The organism is Rhodococcus baikonurensis (assembly GCF_040489275.1).
GTDB classification, from domain to species: Bacteria; Actinomycetota; Actinomycetes; order Mycobacteriales; family Mycobacteriaceae; genus Rhodococcus_F; species Rhodococcus_F baikonurensis.
The window spans coordinates 111,938-130,121 of record NZ_JBEUOQ010000015.1 but is presented as its reverse complement, the minus strand read 5'-3'; the positions used below and the strand labels follow the sequence as shown (position 1 = coordinate 130,121).

The window sequence follows — 18,184 nt, the reverse complement described above, 5'->3', positions numbered from 1 at the left end:
CGGTTGCTCACCGCCGAACAACGCGTCGCGCTGATCGCGAGAGATAAAGGCTGTGCGTTCCCCGGATGCACGTGTGTGCCCGCCTGGACCGATGCGCACCATATCCGGCACTGGGCCAACGGCGGTCCGACCGTGATGAACAACTTGGTCCTGCTGTGCCGTTCACATCATCGGTTGATGCACCGCAAATCCGGGTTCGTCGGCAAATGGGAGATCCAGATCGGGGTCGACAACAAGCCGTGGTTCATTCCGCCGCCGTCGATCGACCCGCAGCGGCACCCGCGGCCGGCAAACACCACCTTCAAAACCTGAGAAGAACTCGGGCACAACCGAACATAGCCGAGCACCGCATCGAAGAAAACCTCGATGCGGTGCCAAAAGACATGCTCAGCCCAAGTCGGCGACAATCCGCTCGGCGAGTGGCCTTGACGAAGCCGGATTCTGGCCGGTGTAGAGCTTGCGGTCCACCACGACATAAGGCGACCACGCCTCAGCCTTCGAGAATTTGCCGCCCAATTCGCGTAGCCGAGTTTCAAGCAGCCACGGAGCCTTGTCCGCCAGACCAGCCTGCGTCTCCTCTTCGTTGGTGAACGCGGTCAGCTGATAGCCGTCGAACAGCCAGCTTCCATCGGATCTCTGGGCCGGCAGGAGTGCCGCCGGCGCGTGACAGACCGCCGAGACCACCTTGTCCGCGTCCAAGAAGTTCACGAGAAGCTCACCGAAGGATGCCGACACCGCAAGATCCTCCATCGGGCCGTGTCCACCCGGTACAAAGACCACGTCGTAATCGGCGGCATCGGCATTCTCCAGAATCTCCGGCGAATCGAGCACCGGCTGCAGATCGGCGATGTACTTGCGCAAACGGTCGGCACCTTCTTGCCCGCCGTTCACCTCGGGCGCCAGGCTTCCCTCGTCCACAACGGGAGCTTTACCGCCAGGCGTCGCGATCACGATGTCGTAGCCGGCGTCGACGAAAACGCGATGCGCCTCGACCAGCTCTTCCGCCCAGTACCCGGTCGGGTGGGGTGTTCCGTCCTTCAGCGTCCAGTGATCTGCAGAAGTGACCGCAAACAACAGCTTTGTCATCGCGCAACCTTTCGTCGGTAACAGGAACCCAGTGGTGACAAGACACCATCGTCAAGGCCCGATCAATGAAACAACGTCCAGTCAGTGCAACACGCAGTCCTTGTGAGAATTCCTCACCACCGCAGAATCACGTCACCCACTAGGTCCCGATCGGCTTGCCGAACAGGCCTGCGACGAGTTCACCAACCGCATCCACCCAGACTGGCCAGGTCCTCTGATCAAGCGCCATAGATCCAGCGTCGAAGGTGCTGCATCCCTGTTGGGCAGGGACACCAGCGAACCGATCACGAAGCCACAGTAGAGCACTCGGCAATGCGACGACTTCCATGCTGACGTGCTCACTGAAGTGGTCTCTGGTGTAAACGACACTCGCAGAAGGATCTTGGCAATAGGTGTCGACAAGCTTGTTCACCGGGCCCACAGGCACCAACCAGTCGGGATTCGACTGATAGATGTACATCGGCACATCAGGAACCGACTTGCCCATGGCAGCTCGGGAGAGCGCGGCTCTCACCGTGGGGTGTTGGACGGGATCTCCCGGGACATCGAGGAAACCTTTGATGTTGAGGAAGGGCACTGCAGCCGACGTCCAGAGCATGCACAGGTTGTCCTTGGCAGCGAAAAGCGCTCGGCCGGCGGGGTTTATGTGCTGATCGATGAAGCCGGCAAGTTCCGAATCCTCTCGGCTCACTCCGATGACACCGGCAGCGACGATCCCGGCCCCTAGAGCGTTGTTGGCATTGTCGAGCAAAGCGCCGAGATCCGCGGCAACACCACCTTCGGCGACTCCGACGATGTTCAGTTCCGGCGCGTACGCCTGCCGTATTTCAGCTGCGTGACCGGTAGGAATCGATCCACCCGAGTATCCGAGCAGCCCTACGCGAGTTGACCGCCCTTGCAACTCCATGGGTTCGAAGTTCTCAGCGGCACGAATACCGTCGAGCGTGATCCGGGCCGCTACGGGGCCGGAGGCGAAGGAAGAATTGGGTCCCTGATGATCGGGGACCGACAATGCCCAGCCCTGCGCCAGCGCTGCCTGCACTTCGAGGAACTGAGTCCCACCGGTCGCAGCGCCCGTCACCAGCCACGGCAACGCGCCTTGCTGCATGACATACGAAGGTGCGCAGTAGCTTCCGAGTGAATCCTCTGCCATCTGAAAGGACAGCAGCGGACGCGGCCCTCCATCGTGCGTGTCGCCGCGTGGCTTGATCACTGTGGTTACAGCTGGAATCGCTTCACCTGCAGCATTATTGGATCGATACGAGATCTGCCACGCATCCACGTTGGCCGGAATCAGATTGAGAGTACCGAGATTAACCGCACGGGCGGCAATGATCTCACCCGGCTCCCTGGCTTCGACGACCCCGACAGGCGGTTCGTAGAAGGCCTGGTCCAGTTCAGGCAATGGCGGTGCAACCGCAGGCGGCAGGGCAGGCTGGACCTGAACTTGGGTGGGAACACCTTCGTCCGGCGCCGCTGAGGCAGGTGCCGAAAGTCCGATCTGCCCGATTACTGCAATCACGGCAATAGCCAAGCCCCCGCGTTGTCGGTCAGTTGTCCAGCGTCGTCCCATACCAATTCCTCCCCGGAAAAGCACAGATTGCCTTGTGTTGCCGCAGTTCTCGTCACGAGCACACAAGTTAGATGCGAGTGTCTAACATAGTGAGGACGAGAGTAGAGCGTTGTGGGCTGGATTACAATCCCCTGGTGTTCGTGACCTATTCGCCGGCACGAAGGGGTGCGTCGTCAATCAACGCATTCAAGAGCACCGTCATCAGATCGACCAGTACCGACACAGGAGGACGAGGCTCCGTAGTGCTCCACTGATGCACCAGCGCGGTAAGCGCGCCGATGAAGGCGGTGGACGCCCATCGGTAACCACCCGGCGGTTCGTAATCGTCGCCCACAATCCCTTTGATGATCGATTCGAAAAACGTTGCCCAGACCGAACGTTGGTCCACGCGATGCTTTTCCACGCGAGGACTGACACCTACGACGTCGATGAAGGCAACGTGTGCGCGTCGTGGGTCACTTCCGACCGACTCGACGAAGGCGGCCATGGCCGTTGCCGCCTTGTCACGGAGATTGACCGAAGGCTCCGCATCGAGTGCGTCGACCATTGCAATTCTGGCGTCGAGTTGAATCTGGTCATACAGCGCGAGGAGTAGATCCTCGCGACTGCCGAACTCGTCGTAGAACTGCCTTCTGGCCAGACTCGCGGACGCACAAATGTCTGCCACCGAGCTTCCGGCATACCCCTTGTCTGCGAACACGCTGAGAGCAGCATTCAAGAAGAGGGAACGGCGTTCGGCCTTGCGAGCCGCGACCGACCTTCCGCCATAGTTTCTGTCCGTTTCAGCGATTGCCACGCCTGCCAGAGTATGCGGCATCGTGCCCCACACAAAACGCATCTGACCTGCTGCGTAGTTCCTTCACCACCACCACTGACGCACTGACACGGCAGCTCGATCAAGCCAATACGAATGCCACGGCAAAAAGAGTCCAGGCGGCCGCGAGAACCGTCGACGCAGCGGTAACGACCCCAGTCACCGCAGGTCGAGTACTGCGGTTGCGTGCCGCGATGATCCCGATCGTCATCAAGGTCAGCGCCATCAGGAATGACAAAACCACGATCTTCATCAGCAACCCCTTCGACGTCGGTCAACAGAACCGGAGACTATTTAGATAGTACACAAATAGATCGTGCATTAATCAAACTACGAATCCGTCAGGGAGTTCTTGACAAATTTCGAGAGGGCCTGTCAGGCTAGTCCTGACGAAAGGAGAACTTCTCATGGAAGACCTGATCGAACGCGCCCTGACTGCGAAGGTCGAGACCGCCGCGATCGCTACGGTCAACGCCGCTATCACCGAGGCCGGCACTCAGGCAGACAAGATTGTCGGAACGGACCCTTTACCTGGCAGCCCTGAGTGGGAGGCGGAACAGGACACCGATATCCCGGCGCAGCGTCAGATGGCGTGGCAGTTGGCCTGTTTCCGGATTCAGCTCGCAGCGGGTATCGATTCGACGGCAAGCGTCATGAGCCTGCGTAGATTCGGCGCAACGTGGACAACCATAGGCCGGGCGGCCGGAATGACTCGTCAGTCCGCGCATGAACGGTGGGGTCGACGCGTCGCGGACATGCTCGATCCTTATGGAGTAGGAATGCCGCCCATGGTTCCTGACGACGATCCGTCGCAGGCGTGACCACTCATCGCAGATCCGGGAGTAGTGCATCCGCCTTCGCGACCAGAACTGCACGCTCACGCTCGTTCCCGGCCAGCCGAGCGGCTTCGAGGAGTTCGGTCCTAGCCTCCTCGGATCGGCCGAGCTGACTGAGCAACTCGCCTCGAACGCTCGGAAGCAGGTGGTAACCGGCTAACTCACCTGAAGCGACAAGCTTGTCGACGAATTCGAGCGCCGGGGCCGGACCGTAGGCCATCGATACCGCCGCCGCATGATTGAGGTCGACCACAGGTGAGGGTGCCAGTTGCGCCAAAGCCTCGTAGAGGATGACGATCTTCTTCCAATCGGTGTCCTCGAAAGTTGCTGCTCGCGCGTGGCATTCGGCGATTGCGGCCTGCAAGCCGTACGGGCCGCGTCCACGCCCGACGGCGTCAGCCCGTTCCAGCGCCGCAAGTCCCCGTGAGATCTGTAGGCGGTCCCACCGAGTCCGGTCTTGGTCGGCCAGCAGAATGGGCTCACCCGTCGAGGTAGTCCTGGCACCGAATCGTGAAGCCGTCAGCTCCATCAACGCGACGAGGCCGTGCACCTCGGATTCCCCCGGCACCAGCTCGGCCAGTATCCGCGCGAGCCGCAGCGCTTCTGCACTCAGATCCGCACGCATCCACTCGTCCCCTGAACTGGCTGCATAGCCTTCGTTGAACACCAGGTACAGCACTCCGAGTACGGCGCCCAACCGTTTCGAAAACTCTTCTCGCCCTGGAACTTCGAATACCGCTTTCGAAGCAGTCAATGTCTTCTTCGCGCGCACGATTCGCTGCTGCACCGTCGCTGTCGGCGTCAGGAACGCTTTGGCGATCTCGTCCGTGGTCAACCCGCCCACCACCCGAAGAGTCAAAGCTACCTGCGCTTTTCGATTCAACACGGGGTGGCAGGCGATGAACATCAGCCGAAGGACGTCGTCGTCGATGCGATCTGGATCCCAACTGACGTCGTCGAAGTGCGAAGCGTCGTTCTCGAGTTCGCGCGCAAAGTGGGCGTAGCGCTCGTCCAACCTCTCACGTCGTCGCCACCCGTCAATTGCCCGTCGTGTCGCAACAGATGTCAGCCAGGCAGCGGGATTTCGCGGAACCCCGGTGGCAGGCCACTGCTCGACGGCTTCGAGCAGAGCCTGCGCGGCCAGGTCCTCGGCAAGATCGAGATCTCCGACGGTGCGAGTCAACGTGGCGACGATCTTCGCGGATTCGATTCGCCAAACCGCGTCGACAGCCTTTCTCGTTTCCTCTCGCACCGCCTCGTCGGTCATGGTTCAGCCTGCGACCGGGCGATCGGTACCGAGTTCTTCGCGCCAGCCGGCCTCTTTCTGGATGTACTCGTTGTCCTGATCGAAGTCCGACATCTCACTCACCCGACGCACCTCGAGCTTGCTTCCCGGCCCGAGGGGGCATCGCTTCGCCCATTCCAAGGCTTCGCCTTTGGTCGACGTCTGAATGATCCAGAATCCCGAGAACAACTCCTTCGTCTCCCCGTACGGGCCGTCGGAAACCAGCGGAGGATCGGATTCGAAATCGACGATGAATCCCTCCTCCATGGCCAGTCCCTCACCGGCCAGCAAGACACCTGCCTTGATCAGGGACTCGTTGTACTGCCCCATCGCAGCGATGATCTCGTCGAAGTCCATGTCCTTGGATGCTTCGATGGCCTCGTCGGTGGAACGCATGATCAGCATGTACTTCATGGGAATCTCCTTCGTTTGTGGGCCGTTCCGTTCGGCCCCTCTGCCTACACGTCGAACGGCACACTCACCGATCGACAAACTTCCGAAAATAATTTTCCGAGGACATAACCGCCGGTCGAGATACGCTGCCCACGGTATCGGCAGACGAGCCGTCGGGCCGGTCAGAAGTCGAGAAATCCCGGCACAACTTCACGTACGAGCCCAGTCGCGTCGGTGCTCCCGTAGAAATACACCGACCCGTAACCGAATAGGTACTCCTCTACGAACTCGGGGTGGGACTCGTCAACTACCGGCCACCCCTCCTCATTGATCTGGAACAGGAAACTGTGTCCGTCCGCCTCGACGGCAGTGGCGTAGGACGGTTCGTTCTGGATGAGCACCGGTTGCGGAGCTATCCGCACCAACGGCACCACGTCGTCCTCCGAGGGAATCCTGATCAACGCCGCACTGCCCAGGCCCCCGTGGGTGCCCGACGGTTCCGCACTTCGCGATGACGGTGGGTGCAACACAGCCCGGACCCCGATGTTCGGGTATTCGAGGTCGTCGTCGCCGATGGTGAAACCTCGACGGATGAAAACCGAAAGCTCTCGCTCACCGAGCCACCGCGCCGTGTGTGCCCCGAGCGTCAAGAGATACTGATGTGTCTGCAAAATCGGCTGAGCAGCGAAAACCTGCGGCGGGCGTCCACCGATCCTGGCCCCAACTTCCGAATCGCTCGAACCCACCCCGAGATGTACTCTGTCCACCGGCGCCATCCTAGGGAGATCCGACGGGTGTCGGACAGAGGCTCCCCGATTTCCTACAAACCACCGGTGCCGCAAGCCCATGCAAGCTCGATGATGGGTGCATGACAACATTTCCCACTATCGACCCCGAGCTCGCCGCAGCAATCTCCATGTTGCCGAATATCGACATCACGGACCTCCCCAGCGCTCGGACCATGTTCGACGGGCTGATCCGCACCATGTTGGCCGACCGGTCATTCGACGGAGTCGCGCTTCGCGAACTGTCCGTGCCTGGTCGAGGCAGCGATCCGGAGGTCCCGATTCGCTTCTTCACTCCGGATAACGCCGCCGGCCCTGTGCCTGTCCTTCTCTGGATCCACGGCGGCGGATTTGTCGTCGGCACAGCGGAATCCAGTGACCCTTTCTGCATCCAGGTGGCACGCGAACTCGGATTCGCAGTTGCCAGCGTGGAGTACCGCCTCGCTCCTGAGACGCCTTTCCCCGGCCCCCTCGACGACTGCTACGCCGCCCTCCTCTACATCCACTCCCACGCCGAGGAACTAGGTGTAGATCCCGACCGCATAGCAGTCGGAGGTCAGAGCGCGGGTGGCGGACTTGCCGCAGGCACGGCACTGAAAGCCCGCGACGAGGGCGTTGTACCCGTGGCATTCCAATTCCTCGAAGTCCCAGCTCTCGACGACCGCCTGGAAACGGTCTCGATGACGAACTTCGTCGACACACCAGGGTGGACCCGCCCCAAGGCCATCCTGTCGTGGAACTACTACCTCGGCGAGTCGTATTCAGGCCCCGAAGATCCTGACGTTTCTATTTACGCTGCACCGTCCCGGGCCACCGACCTCACAGGTCTGCCGCCGACCTACCTCGCCGCCATGGAACTCGACCCGCTCCGCGACGAAGGAATCGAATACGCCCTTCGGCTGCTGCAAGCGGGAGTCAGCGTGGAATTGCACTCGTTCCCCGGAACCTTCCACGGGTCGGGATTTATCGCGACCGCAGCGGTCAGTGAAAGGGGTGCCGCCGAAGCCCTCACTGCGCTCCGGAAAGGGTTGCATTCGCTGTCACCGGTCTCGTAGCGTTGCAAGATGCAAGGACTGATGTACCGGCTTGCCGAGCTCGACGCAGACTCGGCAGGCCTGGTACGTGTGATCGACTACTTCGACTCCCTCGTACGTCACGGCGCCGACACGGCGTCCCTGCTGCGCGCAAGCGCACAGTTGGCGGATTGTGTTGCGGGTATCGAGATCGTGGAACACGGTCGCAGCAAGAAGAACTTGCGCCGTTGTGACCCGCGCGGCCGATGGTCACCCGAACCTCAGCTCCCACCGAGTATGGCCAGAGACATCGCTGTAGACGATGAAGTTCTCGGGACGGTATGGATCGAGCGAGCCGGGACGAGCTTGCCGCTCGACGAAATGCTGGTGGACCGGATGGCCTTGACCGCCGCGATAATCCTGCAACCACGACGGTTACCTACCGTGGCCGAGCACAGTCGAAATTTGTTGTTCCCGATGGATGAGCTCGCGGTGCTCACCTCGTGTGCCGGTCTCGGTATCGAACCCCATACACCAGTCCGTGTAGTGGCAACCAAGGCAGTCTCAGACACAGCTGACAGCAGTGCACGCCTTGTTATTTCGCAAGATTGCACACCTGGCAAAGCCGCTGGGATAGAAGCTGATGGCGAGTATCTGAATCTCGTGGCGGGTTCGTTCGCACCGACACCCGAGCTGTCCGAGGCAGCGCTCTCATCCTCCGTCCGCGCCGGAATATCCTTGGCCGCAGCCGCTTCCGAGGTGCATACCATTGTCGCCACTGCACGATTCGCTCGTACACAGGCGTCAGCGACAACACCGATCGTGAACGCCGACGATCTCGGCGCCCTCAACCTCCTGGCCCCGGGAGCGCGGATTGATCACTCCAGGATTCCGGATCTAGTTCTCGCCAAGGAGATCGGCAGTACCAGACAGGGATTCGAACTGCTGGAAACCTTGAGGACATATCTGCGATCCGGAACATTGAGGGCCGCAGCCGATGCCATGCATCTTCATCACAGCAGCGTCGCGCACCGATTGTCGAAGCTGTCCCAGCACGTCGGATTCCACGTCGACACCCTCGAGAACCGAGCACGCGCAACGGCCATGATGCTGGTCCTCGATGGCGGATAACGCCCACCCCGCATCTCATGCGCTACGCAGTCGTTGACGATCTTTCGCGTTCAGCGAGCGCCACAAACGGCGCAAGCGCCGGATTCGGATTATCCGGGCGGTAGGTCACTGCAACGTCGAGAGTTGTTTGCTCACCGGCGATCTCACATAGATGTATACCTGGGATCCGGAGCATCCGTGCCCTACCCTGGGGGATCGGCGCAATACCCACCCCATCCGCGACGGCGTGGAGCACCTGCTCGTCGTCAGCTTCGAAGCGAACGATATCCGGAGTGCTGTTCGGCCAAAGTTGTTCGAGCGTATGGGAATACATTCCCGGTGCATTCTCCTCCGGCCAGAACACAACGGGGACGTCCACCAGATCTCCGAGTTCGAGTGTCGCTCGGCCCCCGAATGGATGGTCTACAGGAACCGCAACCAGTATCGGTTCCGAATCGAGGACGATCAGGGGAAGTTCGCGATCGCCGTCATCGAGTGGCGGGCGCACAACCGCGATGTCTACCGCTCCGCTTCGGACGAGATCAACTGTCTGCGCTGAGGTGCCACGATGGACGACGACCTCCACGCCCGGGTACAGCTTCCGATAGGTGCTGACCAGATCCGCGACTGCGCCGCCTGCCCACGAGCGGGTGTACGCGATGCGCAGTTCCCCATCCACACCGCGCGCGGCCAACCGAATTCGTTCGACCGCCCGGTCCGCACACCCGAGCAAAAAGCGCGCCTCTCGTACCGCTACCCGGCCGGCGTCGGTGAAGGTGAACTGTGGACCACGACGATCCACCAACGGCACCCCGAGTTCGCGCTCGAGCACCTTGATCTGCTGACTGAGCGCCGACTGCGCTACGTGGACGTTCGCTGCGGCGCGAGTGAAGCTGCCGTGATCCGACAGAGCGATCAGATAACGGGCGCGCTGCAGGTTCATACGGCGATTATAAGAAGAACAGATGGTCGTGTCACTACTTGGTCTTGGACACGGCATTACCTGAGGTCGGAGGATCGAGTTCACGGAAGTTCCACCGCTTGTCTTCCGAAGAATTGTCACCCGATCGATCACAAGGTTGCACATGAACCCCCGAACACTGACGGAACCACGCGAACCTGCAACAGATGCGAGGCTTCTCGACGCCCTCGCGGAGATCGTCGGCCAAGCGCACGTCCTCACCGATCCCGAACTGATCGAGGGCTACACACGCGACTGGACCGGACGTTGGATCGGCGACGCGATCGCGGTCATTCGACCGGGCAACACTTCCGAAGTGTCTGCGGTGCTTCGAGCCTGTTTCGACGCGGGGGTTCCCGTCACACCTCAAGGCGGAAACACCGGACTGGTCGGCGGCGGAATCGCCTCGGCTGGGTCCGTGGTGCTGAGCACCAGACGGCTCGAGACGATCGAATCCGTCGATCCCATCGGCCGGACAATCGCAGCCGGCGCCGGCGTGACCGTTGCCCGCGCCGACCTTGCTGCCTCTGCACACGGACTTCGATTCGGAATCGACTTGGCATCAAAGGAATCGGCGACACTCGGCGGCATCGTCGCGACCAATGCCGGTGGAACACGCATGGTCCGATACGGAAATACACGGGCGCAGATCCTCGGCATCGAGGCAGTACTCGCCGACGGTTCCGTCCTGAGCAGGTGGACGCCACTCGTCAAAGACAACGTCGGCTACGACATTCCAGGGCTACTCGCCGGCAGCGAGGGAACTCTTGCCGTCATCACCAAGGTCTTGATGAAGCTGGTCACCCCCGCGACCGACACCCAGGTTGTGCTCGCCGGTGTGCGCGACGTCGATCAAGCGCTTCATTTGTGTAATCGCGTGCGTCAGAGCGGATTGACCGTCGAAGCCGCCGAGATCATGACTGACGACGGCATCTCCCTCGTTTGTGCACACACCGATGCACGTCGCCCGTTCGGCACCCCTTCACCGATGTACACACTGATCGAGGTTTCGTCGCCGCGCGAGACGGAAGAGTCACTCCTGGAGGTTCTCTCCGACTCTGCCGATCTCATCGAGGACGCGACTGTAGAGCCTGGTCCGGCGCGGAAGCTGTGGACCCTGCGGGAAAGCCACACCGAAAGCATCAGCGCTTCGTCGACGACGCCGGTGGTCAAACTCGACATCTCCGTCCCCCTGTCCGTGATGGGAATGTTCATCGAAAGCCTCCGAGAGACGTTGGCCGATCGTTTCCCCCTCGTTCGACCAATCCTGTTCGGGCACTTCGCCGACGGAAACATTCATGTGAACCTTCTGGATGCCGAGCCGAGGGTCGCCCACGAACTGACCGATACGGTGTTCCGACTCGTCGCCGCCCACCATGGAAGCATCAGCGCCGAGCACGGGATTGGTCGCGCGAAGTCTCCGTGGATATCGCTGGGGCGCACTGAGGCCGACATCGCCGTAATGCAGTTGATCAAATCGTCCTGGGATCCACGTGGAATCCTCAATCCTGGAATACTGTTGCCCGAAGAGGTGTAAGCAAAGGGGACTCGTGCAGGATCTTTACGTCGTCACTCATCCTCATGCCGAACACACCGCAAGGGATGTGGTCGGGGGTTGGCACAATTCGGTTCTCACGCCCGCCGGCAGGCGCGATGCAGAATTGATCGCCGAAGAGTTGAAACGTCGACGCACAGGAACTTCGCGCCCGATCCGCATCACCTCGTCCGACCTCGAACGATGCTCTGAGACATCCGCAATCATCGCCCGGACACTCGAAGTTCCGGCGACAACAGATTCTCGATTGCGCGAAATCAGCTTCGGAGAAGCGGAAGGGCGACCGAACTCCTGGCTGGCCCAGCGGCAGGTTCCGGCTCCCGACGACAACCGCCTCGATCACCGTGGCCCCGTCGCCGGTGCCGAGACCCGCCGCGAAATCGCGTCGAGGGTCGGCGAATGCGTTCACGAATTGATGACCGACCTCGACCACGATCACATCGTCGTAACACACGGCTTTGCACACACATTCGTCATCTCCGCCTGGTTGCAGATCCCCGTCGAAGCCACAGGGTTTGCAACCTTCGCGACCACACCCGGTGCAATCACCCATCTCCGACACGACGACTACTGGCGCAACCGAACCCTCGCGCAACTAGCCGATACGTCCCACCTGGACTGTGGCACGATGTCCTGATGCGCCATGTCTCCGACGACGAACGCCGTGCACGCATGGGCATACGTCATGCGCTGGCTCCCGCATTCCTCGTCGATTCTCCCGAAGCTGCGACCAAGGCCATGACAGTGCTTCACGCCACCGAGTCGGCGACGGTCTACCTGTCCTGCTGGGCGAGGGTTCGGTCGTTGGACGCCGCCGACGTCGACCGCGCCCTGTACGAGCAGCGAAGCCTCGTGAAGCAATTGGCAATGCGCCGCACACTCTTCACTTTTCCCCGAGACTTGCTGCCGGCCGCGTGGTCGAGTGCGTCCGCCCGGGTCGCCAACACCGAGCGTGCTCGAATGTCCAAGGACGTAGTCAAAGCCGGACTCGCCGTCGACGGCAACGACTGGCTCGATCGCGCACGCTCCGAGGTACTGTCACTGCTGGCCGATGCGCCTGAAGGGCTTTCAGCAGTCGACGTCCGTCAGGCGGTGCCGATGATCGATGTGAAGGTCGAGGGTTCGGCAGGTGAAATCTGGTCGGCACCCAGGGTTCTCACTCATCTCGGGGCCACCGCAGACATCATGCGCGGCACCAACACCGGACGCTTCCCCACCTCGCGCCCACTGTGGACTCTCACTGGGCACTGGCTCGACGACGCCCCGGTCGCTCTCGAATCCGTTGACGTCGAACCCGCAGACGGATACCGAGAAATAGTCCGACGCTGGCTCTACACCTTCGGGCCGGGGACGGAAGACGCCATCGTCTGGTGGTTGGGCTCGACGAAGACGGTCGTCCGGGCTGCCCTCGCCGAACTCGATGCCGTTGCAGTCACACTCGACGGCGGTGGCACGGGCTGGTTGCTGCCGAACGACGTCGCGGAGGTAGCGGATCCAGGTCCTTGGGTGGCGCTCCTGCCCGTGCTCGACCCGACGATCATGGGCTGGAAGGGCCGCGACTTCTATCTCGGACCGCACCGCAACCAACTCTTCGACACCCGCGGCAACGCCGGTACCAGCGCATGGGTCGACGGCCGCGTCGTGGGCTGCTGGATCCAGGACGAAGCCGGGGCCGTCCACCTGCGCCTCATCGAACCCGTGTCAGCGTCTGCGCGGCGCTCTCTGGAGGCCGAGGCGGCCCGACTCACCGACTGGCTCGGCGGCGTCAAAATCGGTACCGGGTATGTCTCACAAGCAATGAAGCAAGACGTTCCAGAACCTTCCGCCGGCACGAGGCGCCGATGACCGCAGCGAAAGTCGCGAACCACAAATAACGTCAGATCCCGATTGCCAGATCGTCGATATCCGCAAGTGTGCCGCCATTTTCGAGGATGCTCGTGTAATTCCGAAGTCGATTCTGATCGATCTCGGTGGTGCTCACTCCGCGCTTCCAGTACCCGAAGACAACCACGTTGTCCTTCGTCAGGCCGATGGTCTTACGGAAATGCGCTCGGATGGAACGCATCTCATCGCGCTCCCCGGCTCCCCACACTGCGTAGTCTCCTGGGTTCTCGAGTTCGAGAGCGTGCTCGGCGAGACGCCCTTCCACGTGGTGCAACTCCAGGCCGGGAATCACGGGCAGTTCCGCGAAAGCCCCTGCGTCACCGGTGGCTACCCAACCGACGCCGGTCAGTCCTTCCGGCCACTGTAGCAGGATCGAATAGAGGGCAGGTATCGCGGTGTCGTCGGCGAACAGCGCGACGCGGCGACCAGCGACCTCGGGAACGAGGAAGTGCGGGCGGGGACCGGTGAGCGAGAACGAGTCACCCACACGAATGTCGGCTGCCCACTTCATCATCGGACTGGTGTGGCCGTGCAGCACTACGTCGAAGGTCATCGAACCGCTCGACGCGTCGAAGGTGCGCACGGTGTAGACGCGAGAGACGTCGCCGAACTTCGGACCGAGCTGGATGCGGAATGCGACGTTGGGACGCAACCAATTCGGGTCTTCCGCCGACGAAGTCAAGTGGACGGTGATGCGCGAGATGCTCTCGGTCGGCCGTTCGACGCGTTCCACGACAGCGACCACGTCGTTGAGGCCACGGTCGTGGTCTTCGCCGCGTGGCGCGTTCACCGACGCAGAGGACGAATTTTCTTCGTTTCGGGCTTCTTCGGGGCGAGGTGAGGTTGTCATCGATTTCTCCTGATCGTGGTTTCAGTTTTGGACGGGTAGCTGACTGACAGGTCTGTGGTCACGCGGAACAACAAGTGGCCGTCCGGTTTCCGGATCTTCGAGGACAAGAGCCTCGAGGTCGAACACTTCGCGCAGCAACTCGGGGGTGAAAACCTCCGAGGCACTGCCCTGCATGACTATTTTTCCGGACCGCATCGCGACTACATGCGTGGCATATCTGGCCGCGAGGTTCAGGTCGTGGAGGACTGCCACCAATGTTCGACCGGACTGATGAAGTTGGGAACACAGGTCGAGAACTTCGATCTGGTGGGCGATGTCGAGAAAAGTGGTCGGTTCGTCGAGCAACAGCACCGGAGTACGCTGCGCGAGGGTCATGGCTATCCACACCCGCTGACGTTGTCCACCACTCAGTTCGTCCACCAATTGATCTGCTGCATATCGCATTCCGACCTCGGTCAGCGCTTCGGAGACGACGCGCTCGTCTTCGGGCGACCATTGGCGCAGCATGCTCTGATACGGATAACGGCCGCGGGAGACCAGGTCTGCGACACTGATCGCGCCGGGCGAAAGCGGGGACTGCGGCAACAGAGCGATTCGGCGAGCGACGTCCTTGGTTCGGTAGGACCGAATATCGTTACCGTCGAGCACAACCCGACCCGATCGAGGTGCGAGCATTCTGCCGAGCGCACGCAACAATGTCGACTTGCCGCACCCGTTCGGTCCGACGACCACGGTGAACCCGCCGTCGGGGATTTCGAGAGTCAACTCGTCCACGATGGTTCGATCGGCGTAACGGAGTTCGATCTTCTCGGCGTGGAGCCGCGGCACTGGCGTAGCTGTAGTCATTGATCTCTTTCGTAGCAAAGTTTTCAGGCCTGACGGGCCAGCAGCCAGATCAGATAGGCACCACCGAGCAGACTGGTGACAAGACCGACCGGAGTGCGGAGACCGACCTCGACCGCTTGCGCGATCAGGTCGGCACCCGCCAGCAGAACAGCGCCGAGCAGGAAGGAGGTCGCGACAAGAACACCGCTGCGCCGTGCCAATCGTCGTGCGATCTGGGGAGCTGCGAGCGCGACGAAAGCGATGGGGCCGGTAGCTGCTGTCGCTGCTCCGGTGAGCGCGACCGCAAGTAGGATGCCGGCAAATCGGTATCGCTCCAAGGAAATTCCGAGTGAGGACGCTGCGTCGTCACCCATCTCCATCATGGTGACGCGCCTGGACACCACGACGAGAGCAGGAACGAGAACACCGACGGCGATCGCAACGCTGACCGCGTGTGGCCAACCGCGCCCGGTCAGCGAACCTGCCGTCCACTGCTGCACCACGGTGGCGTCGTCGATATCCGCGCGCACCACCAGGAACGACATCACGGCACTCAGCATCGCGCCCACGCCGATGCCGACCAGGACAAGTCGAAGACCGCCGCTGACTCCGTCTTTGCGAGCGAGCGCGTACACGAGCAATGCGGTCAGCATGCCGCCGAGAACAGCGGCACTCGCGGTCTGCAGGACCCCGCCGCCGAAGAACACGATTTGAACCACCGCCGCAGTCGCAGCGCCGGTGGTGAAACCGATGATGTCCGGCGAGCCGAGTACATTGCGCGAAAGCGTCTGGAAAACCGCGCCGGCCACACCAAGGCTTCCGCCCACTCCGATCGCCGTGATCAGCCGCGGCAGCCGGCGGTTCTGGACAGACCGAACCGCCGCTGGCGTGCCTTCGCCCTGCAGTGCGCGCCACACGTCACCCAAGGACAGATCCAAGGTTCCGTACATCAGCGTGACCAAGGAAAGGGCTAGAAGTGCAGCACTGATTGTCATGGCTACGAACAGCACTCGCGGAACTATTCGCCACGACCACGAGCCGATTCGAACCACCCAGCCTCGAAACAGCGGTGGGACCGGCTGCGCGGCAATCATGTTCACAGTGACGCCACTCGCCGCGAGCGAACGAGCGCAACAAATAGCGGACCACCGAGCACTGCCACCGCGATCCCCGTCTGCAGATCTCCCGGCGCGGTGGCAACGCGACCGAGAACGTCGGCCAAGAGCAGAAATGCCGGAGCGACGACGAGCACACATGGCAGCAGCAACCGCAGATCCGGTCCGACGACGCCCCGCACGATGTGCGGCGCGGCCAGCCCCACGAATCCGAGCGGTCCGGCCGCCGCGGTGGCGGCCCCTGCCAGCAGGATGACTGCGACAGCGGACCCGACCCGAGCGGGTCCGGTGCGCGCGCCAAGACCTTTCGCGACGTCCTCACCGAGCGCGATCGCATTGAGTGGACGAATCAGCAATAACGACAACCCGATACCGACGATGACGAAGGGAAGGACGGTGACGATCACGTCTCCGCCGCGCCCCTGCAACGAACCCACTGCCCAGAATCGGAACTGATTGAATGCGGCCTCGTTGCTGATGAGAACCATGCTGGTGAGCGCCGTGATCGCCGTTGCCACAGCGGCACCGGCAAGCGCCATGCGCGCTGGGGTCGCGGCGCTGCGATGCGCAGACCCCAACATGTACACCCCCACCGAGGCTACGGCCGCGCCGGCCAGCGCGAACCACAGATAACCGCCGACCGAAGTCACCCCCAGATAAGCAATCGCAATCACGACTGCCGCTGACGCTCCGGCGTTCACACCGAGTAGCCCCGGATCGGCCAGAGGGTTGCGGGTGATCGACTGCATCAGCGCACCGGCCAGTCCGAGCGCAGACCCGACCACCAGCCCGAGAATTGTTCGAGGCAAACGTGATTCGATCACGATCAAGTGCTCGTTGTTACCGGCGTCGTAGGAAAGAACTGCGTCGAGCACCGTGGAGACGGGAATGTTGCGTGAGCCGAGGACGAGTCCTCCGACGGATGCCAGCACGATCACGACGATGGAGACGACGACCAACAACCCCGCACGCGCGGCCGTCCCGGACCGCAGCGGCGCTTCGGTCCGGGGCGGTGCAGTCCGGGACGGTGCAGAAATACCCACGCGGTCATCCACCGAACGTGGACACCAGCGACTCGACTGTCTGCTTTGCACTGAAGTAGTCGAGACGGAAAGCCGCCGTACCCATCGCGTAGACCCGATCACCCTTGACCGCAGGTTGATTGGCTAGAAGCGGATCGGCGGCAAGTTGCTTCTCCACGTCCTTGGGTCCCATCGAGACGGCGAACAGCGTCTGCGAACCGTCGAGTGCGGCAGACATGTTCTCGGAGCTGACGATCGCGACGCCGGAGGCTCCCCGCTTGTCCGGCGCGACGAACTGCTCGGCAGGCTCGGCATAGGTAAAGCCGAGCGAGGCCAGCAGATTGCCCTGCGGGCTGTCGGCTCGGAACGTCCAGACACCGTCGGCACCCATGTAGACCAGTGCCGTCACCGGCTGCTCGGGAAGCGTGATCTTCGCGGCTTGGGTGGTGACCCAGCTGTCGTATTCGTCGACGGTCTCGGCGGCCTCGCTCTCGAGTCCGGTGACGGTCCCGAGCTGATCTGCGAGCTCCTCCCAGGAACTGGCGCCGTAGTCGAGAAGTACGGTGGGTGCGATGTCGCTCAGCTGCGCGTAGGCGTCGAGCGTCGAGTCGCCGCCGTTGGCGGACCCGATGATCAGATCGGGCTCGAAGGTCTCGATTGCGTCGAGGTCCAGCTCGAGATTTCGGTAGAGCACCTCGACGCCACGATCAGCTGCCACGCCCGACCACTGGGAGAAGAACCCCTGGCTGTCGGTCATTCCCGACGGCGTTGTCGCCGCACTCGCGACCACCGGAGCACCGATCGCAAGCAGTGTGCCGGTCAACGACGGCGAGGTGGAGACGATCCGAGTCGGCTTTGCGGTGATCTCGGTACTGCGGCCGCCGTGCTCGACGGTGCGTGGCCATCCCTCGGTGGACCCGGAGGTTGTCTGGTTGCCCTCGTTTCCGGTGTCACTACCGGACGAATTCGAGCAGCCGGCAAGAGCGAGGGCGACGACCGCGGCGAGTACTGCCGCCGTCGGACGTAGAGATCTGCGCATGAGTATGTGGCTTTCTGAAGGTACGAGGGTGCGCCGCT

At 62.0% G+C, this 18,184-nt stretch carries 20 protein-coding genes; 7 read left to right on the top strand and 13 right to left on the bottom strand.

The genetic code is table 11. From position 1 onward, the window contains the following. Window positions 1–312: HNH endonuclease signature motif containing protein (locus ABWI03_RS27405; RefSeq protein WP_353799001.1), on the top strand; the 312-nt coding region annotated here is incomplete at its 5' end. Window positions 313–387: 75 nt separating this feature from the next. Here ABWI03_RS27405 and ABWI03_RS27400 read toward each other — a convergent pair. From ABWI03_RS27400 to ABWI03_RS27385, 4 genes are all read right to left on the bottom strand, one after another. Beyond that, window positions 388–1,086, bottom strand: coding sequence for a type 1 glutamine amidotransferase domain-containing protein (locus tag ABWI03_RS27400; RefSeq protein WP_095971771.1), 699 nt, complete (start codon window positions 1,084–1,086; stop codon window positions 388–390). Window positions 1,087–1,225: 139 nt separating this feature from the next. After that, on the bottom strand, window positions 1,226–2,659 hold the full coding sequence (locus tag ABWI03_RS27395) for a lipase family protein (protein WP_298772899.1): 1,434 nt from the start codon (window positions 2,657–2,659) through the stop codon (window positions 1,226–1,228). A 145-nt stretch (window positions 2,660–2,804) separates the two neighbouring features. Then, entirely contained in the window at window positions 2,805–3,497 is a 693-nt protein-coding gene (locus tag ABWI03_RS27390; protein ID WP_095971769.1) for a TetR/AcrR family transcriptional regulator, read from the bottom strand. Between the two features lie 58 nt (window positions 3,498–3,555). Next, the gene (locus ABWI03_RS27385) at window positions 3,556–3,726 is read right to left on the bottom strand and encodes a hypothetical protein (protein ID WP_166809936.1); all 171 of its coding nucleotides are present in this window, start codon (window positions 3,724–3,726) and stop codon (window positions 3,556–3,558) included. A gap of 154 nt (window positions 3,727–3,880) precedes the next feature. On the opposite strand from ABWI03_RS27385, the gene ABWI03_RS27380 reads away from it, so the two are divergent. Then, on the top strand, window positions 3,881–4,294 hold the full coding sequence (locus ABWI03_RS27380; protein WP_166809937.1) for a hypothetical protein: 414 nt from the start codon (window positions 3,881–3,883) through the stop codon (window positions 4,292–4,294). A gap of 4 nt (window positions 4,295–4,298) precedes the next feature. On the opposite strand, the gene ABWI03_RS27375 is transcribed toward ABWI03_RS27380, so the two are convergent. The 3 genes from ABWI03_RS27375 to ABWI03_RS27365 all read right to left on the bottom strand — a co-directional run bounded on the left by ABWI03_RS27375 (window position 4,299) and on the right by ABWI03_RS27365 (window position 6,763). Further along, a complete protein-coding gene (locus ABWI03_RS27375; protein WP_298772895.1) occupies window positions 4,299–5,576 on the bottom strand; it encodes an RNA polymerase sigma factor in 1,278 nt (425 codons plus the stop codon). Between the two features lie 3 nt (window positions 5,577–5,579). After that, entirely contained in the window at window positions 5,580–6,008 is a 429-nt protein-coding gene (locus ABWI03_RS27370) for a YciI family protein (RefSeq protein ID WP_298772893.1), read from the bottom strand. Between the two features lie 161 nt (window positions 6,009–6,169). Continuing rightward, window positions 6,170–6,763, bottom strand: a complete 594-nt coding sequence (locus ABWI03_RS27365) for a hypothetical protein (RefSeq protein ID WP_298772891.1) — start codon at window positions 6,761–6,763, stop codon at window positions 6,170–6,172. 92 nt (window positions 6,764–6,855) lie between these two features. Between ABWI03_RS27365 and ABWI03_RS27360 the strand changes: the two genes are divergently transcribed. Further along, a complete protein-coding gene (locus ABWI03_RS27360; RefSeq protein ID WP_298772889.1) occupies window positions 6,856–7,827 on the top strand; it encodes an alpha/beta hydrolase in 972 nt (323 codons plus the stop codon). Between the two features lie 9 nt (window positions 7,828–7,836). Further along, the gene (locus ABWI03_RS27355) at window positions 7,837–8,916 is read left to right on the top strand and encodes a helix-turn-helix domain-containing protein (protein WP_298772887.1); all 1,080 of its coding nucleotides are present in this window, start codon (window positions 7,837–7,839) and stop codon (window positions 8,914–8,916) included. A gap of 22 nt (window positions 8,917–8,938) precedes the next feature. Here ABWI03_RS27355 and ABWI03_RS27350 read toward each other — a convergent pair whose 3' ends face one another. Continuing rightward, window positions 8,939–9,838: a LysR family transcriptional regulator gene (locus ABWI03_RS27350; RefSeq protein WP_298772885.1), complete on the bottom strand. Its 900-nt coding sequence runs from the start codon at window positions 9,836–9,838 to the stop codon at window positions 8,939–8,941. A 142-nt stretch (window positions 9,839–9,980) separates the two neighbouring features. Here ABWI03_RS27350 and ABWI03_RS27345 point away from each other — a divergent pair, with 142 nt between their 5' ends. From ABWI03_RS27345 to ABWI03_RS27335, 3 genes are read left to right on the top strand one after another with little or no spacing between them, the layout of a single operon-like run. Further along, window positions 9,981–11,393 carry an FAD-binding oxidoreductase gene (locus ABWI03_RS27345; protein ID WP_296554129.1) on the top strand — a complete coding sequence of 471 codons (1,413 nt, stop codon included), beginning with the start codon at window positions 9,981–9,983 and terminating at the stop codon, window positions 11,391–11,393. A gap of 13 nt (window positions 11,394–11,406) precedes the next feature. Beyond that, on the top strand, window positions 11,407–12,048 hold the full coding sequence (locus ABWI03_RS27340) for a histidine phosphatase family protein (RefSeq protein ID WP_298772882.1): 642 nt from the start codon (window positions 11,407–11,409) through the stop codon (window positions 12,046–12,048). Next, on the top strand, window positions 12,048–13,256 hold the full coding sequence (locus tag ABWI03_RS27335; RefSeq protein ID WP_298772880.1) for a winged helix DNA-binding domain-containing protein: 1,209 nt from the start codon (window positions 12,048–12,050) through the stop codon (window positions 13,254–13,256). The genes ABWI03_RS27340 and ABWI03_RS27335 overlap by 1 nt, the downstream gene beginning before the upstream one ends. A gap of 31 nt (window positions 13,257–13,287) precedes the next feature. On the opposite strand, the gene ABWI03_RS27330 is transcribed toward ABWI03_RS27335, so the two are convergent. From ABWI03_RS27330 to fepB, 5 genes are read right to left on the bottom strand one after another with little or no spacing between them, the layout of a single operon-like run. Next, window positions 13,288–14,145: a siderophore-interacting protein gene (locus ABWI03_RS27330; protein WP_298772878.1), complete on the bottom strand. Its 858-nt coding sequence runs from the start codon at window positions 14,143–14,145 to the stop codon at window positions 13,288–13,290. Between the two features lie 21 nt (window positions 14,146–14,166). Next, complete coding sequence (locus tag ABWI03_RS27325; RefSeq protein ID WP_298772876.1) at window positions 14,167–14,991, bottom strand: ABC transporter ATP-binding protein; 825 nt, start codon at window positions 14,989–14,991, stop codon at window positions 14,167–14,169. Between the two features lie 23 nt (window positions 14,992–15,014). Next, window positions 15,015–16,064, bottom strand: coding sequence for a FecCD family ABC transporter permease (locus tag ABWI03_RS27320; protein ID WP_298772913.1), 1,050 nt, complete (start codon window positions 16,062–16,064; stop codon window positions 15,015–15,017). Window positions 16,065–16,066: 2 nt separating this feature from the next. Next, a complete protein-coding gene (locus tag ABWI03_RS27315; RefSeq protein ID WP_435055989.1) occupies window positions 16,067–17,140 on the bottom strand; it encodes a FecCD family ABC transporter permease in 1,074 nt (357 codons plus the stop codon). Continuing rightward, window positions 17,133–18,146, bottom strand: a complete 1,014-nt coding sequence (gene fepB / locus ABWI03_RS27310) for a Fe2+-enterobactin ABC transporter substrate-binding protein (protein ID WP_166809944.1) — start codon at window positions 18,144–18,146, stop codon at window positions 17,133–17,135. Before fepB ends, ABWI03_RS27315 begins: the two co-directional genes overlap by 8 nt. Between the last annotated feature and the right edge of the window lie 38 nt (window positions 18,147–18,184).

What these genes read in the sequence shown, in the direction of transcription:
- ABWI03_RS27400 (WP_095971771.1), bottom strand. Translation starts at nt 1,086, where the DNA reads ATGACAAAGCTGTTGTTTGCGGTCACTTCTGCAGATCACTGGACGCTG.
- ABWI03_RS27395 (WP_298772899.1), bottom strand. Translation starts at nt 2,659, where the DNA reads ATGGGACGACGCTGGACAACTGACCGACAACGCGGGGGCTTGGCTATT.
- ABWI03_RS27390 (WP_095971769.1), bottom strand. Translation starts at nt 3,497, where the DNA reads ATGCGTTTTGTGTGGGGCACGATGCCGCATACTCTGGCAGGCGTGGCA.
- ABWI03_RS27385 (WP_166809936.1), bottom strand. Translation starts at nt 3,726, where the DNA reads ATGAAGATCGTGGTTTTGTCATTCCTGATGGCGCTGACCTTGATGACG.
- ABWI03_RS27380 (WP_166809937.1), top strand. Translation starts at nt 3,881, where the DNA reads ATGGAAGACCTGATCGAACGCGCCCTGACTGCGAAGGTCGAGACCGCC.
- ABWI03_RS27375 (WP_298772895.1), bottom strand. Translation starts at nt 5,576, where the DNA reads ATGACCGACGAGGCGGTGCGAGAGGAAACGAGAAAGGCTGTCGACGCG.
- ABWI03_RS27370 (WP_298772893.1), bottom strand. Translation starts at nt 6,008, where the DNA reads ATGAAGTACATGCTGATCATGCGTTCCACCGACGAGGCCATCGAAGCA.
- ABWI03_RS27365 (WP_298772891.1), bottom strand. Translation starts at nt 6,763, where the DNA reads ATGGCGCCGGTGGACAGAGTACATCTCGGGGTGGGTTCGAGCGATTCG.
- ABWI03_RS27360 (WP_298772889.1), top strand. Translation starts at nt 6,856, where the DNA reads ATGACAACATTTCCCACTATCGACCCCGAGCTCGCCGCAGCAATCTCC.
- ABWI03_RS27355 (WP_298772887.1), top strand. Translation starts at nt 7,837, where the DNA reads ATGCAAGGACTGATGTACCGGCTTGCCGAGCTCGACGCAGACTCGGCA.
- ABWI03_RS27350 (WP_298772885.1), bottom strand. Translation starts at nt 9,838, where the DNA reads ATGAACCTGCAGCGCGCCCGTTATCTGATCGCTCTGTCGGATCACGGC.
- ABWI03_RS27345 (WP_296554129.1), top strand. Translation starts at nt 9,981, where the DNA reads ATGAACCCCCGAACACTGACGGAACCACGCGAACCTGCAACAGATGCG.
- ABWI03_RS27335 (WP_298772880.1), top strand. Translation starts at nt 12,048, where the DNA reads ATGCGCCATGTCTCCGACGACGAACGCCGTGCACGCATGGGCATACGT.
- ABWI03_RS27330 (WP_298772878.1), bottom strand. Translation starts at nt 14,145, where the DNA reads ATGACAACCTCACCTCGCCCCGAAGAAGCCCGAAACGAAGAAAATTCG.
- ABWI03_RS27325 (WP_298772876.1), bottom strand. Translation starts at nt 14,991, where the DNA reads ATGACTACAGCTACGCCAGTGCCGCGGCTCCACGCCGAGAAGATCGAA.
- ABWI03_RS27320 (WP_298772913.1), bottom strand. Translation starts at nt 16,064, where the DNA reads ATGATTGCCGCGCAGCCGGTCCCACCGCTGTTTCGAGGCTGGGTGGTT.
- fepB (WP_166809944.1), bottom strand. Translation starts at nt 18,146, where the DNA reads ATGCGCAGATCTCTACGTCCGACGGCGGCAGTACTCGCCGCGGTCGTC.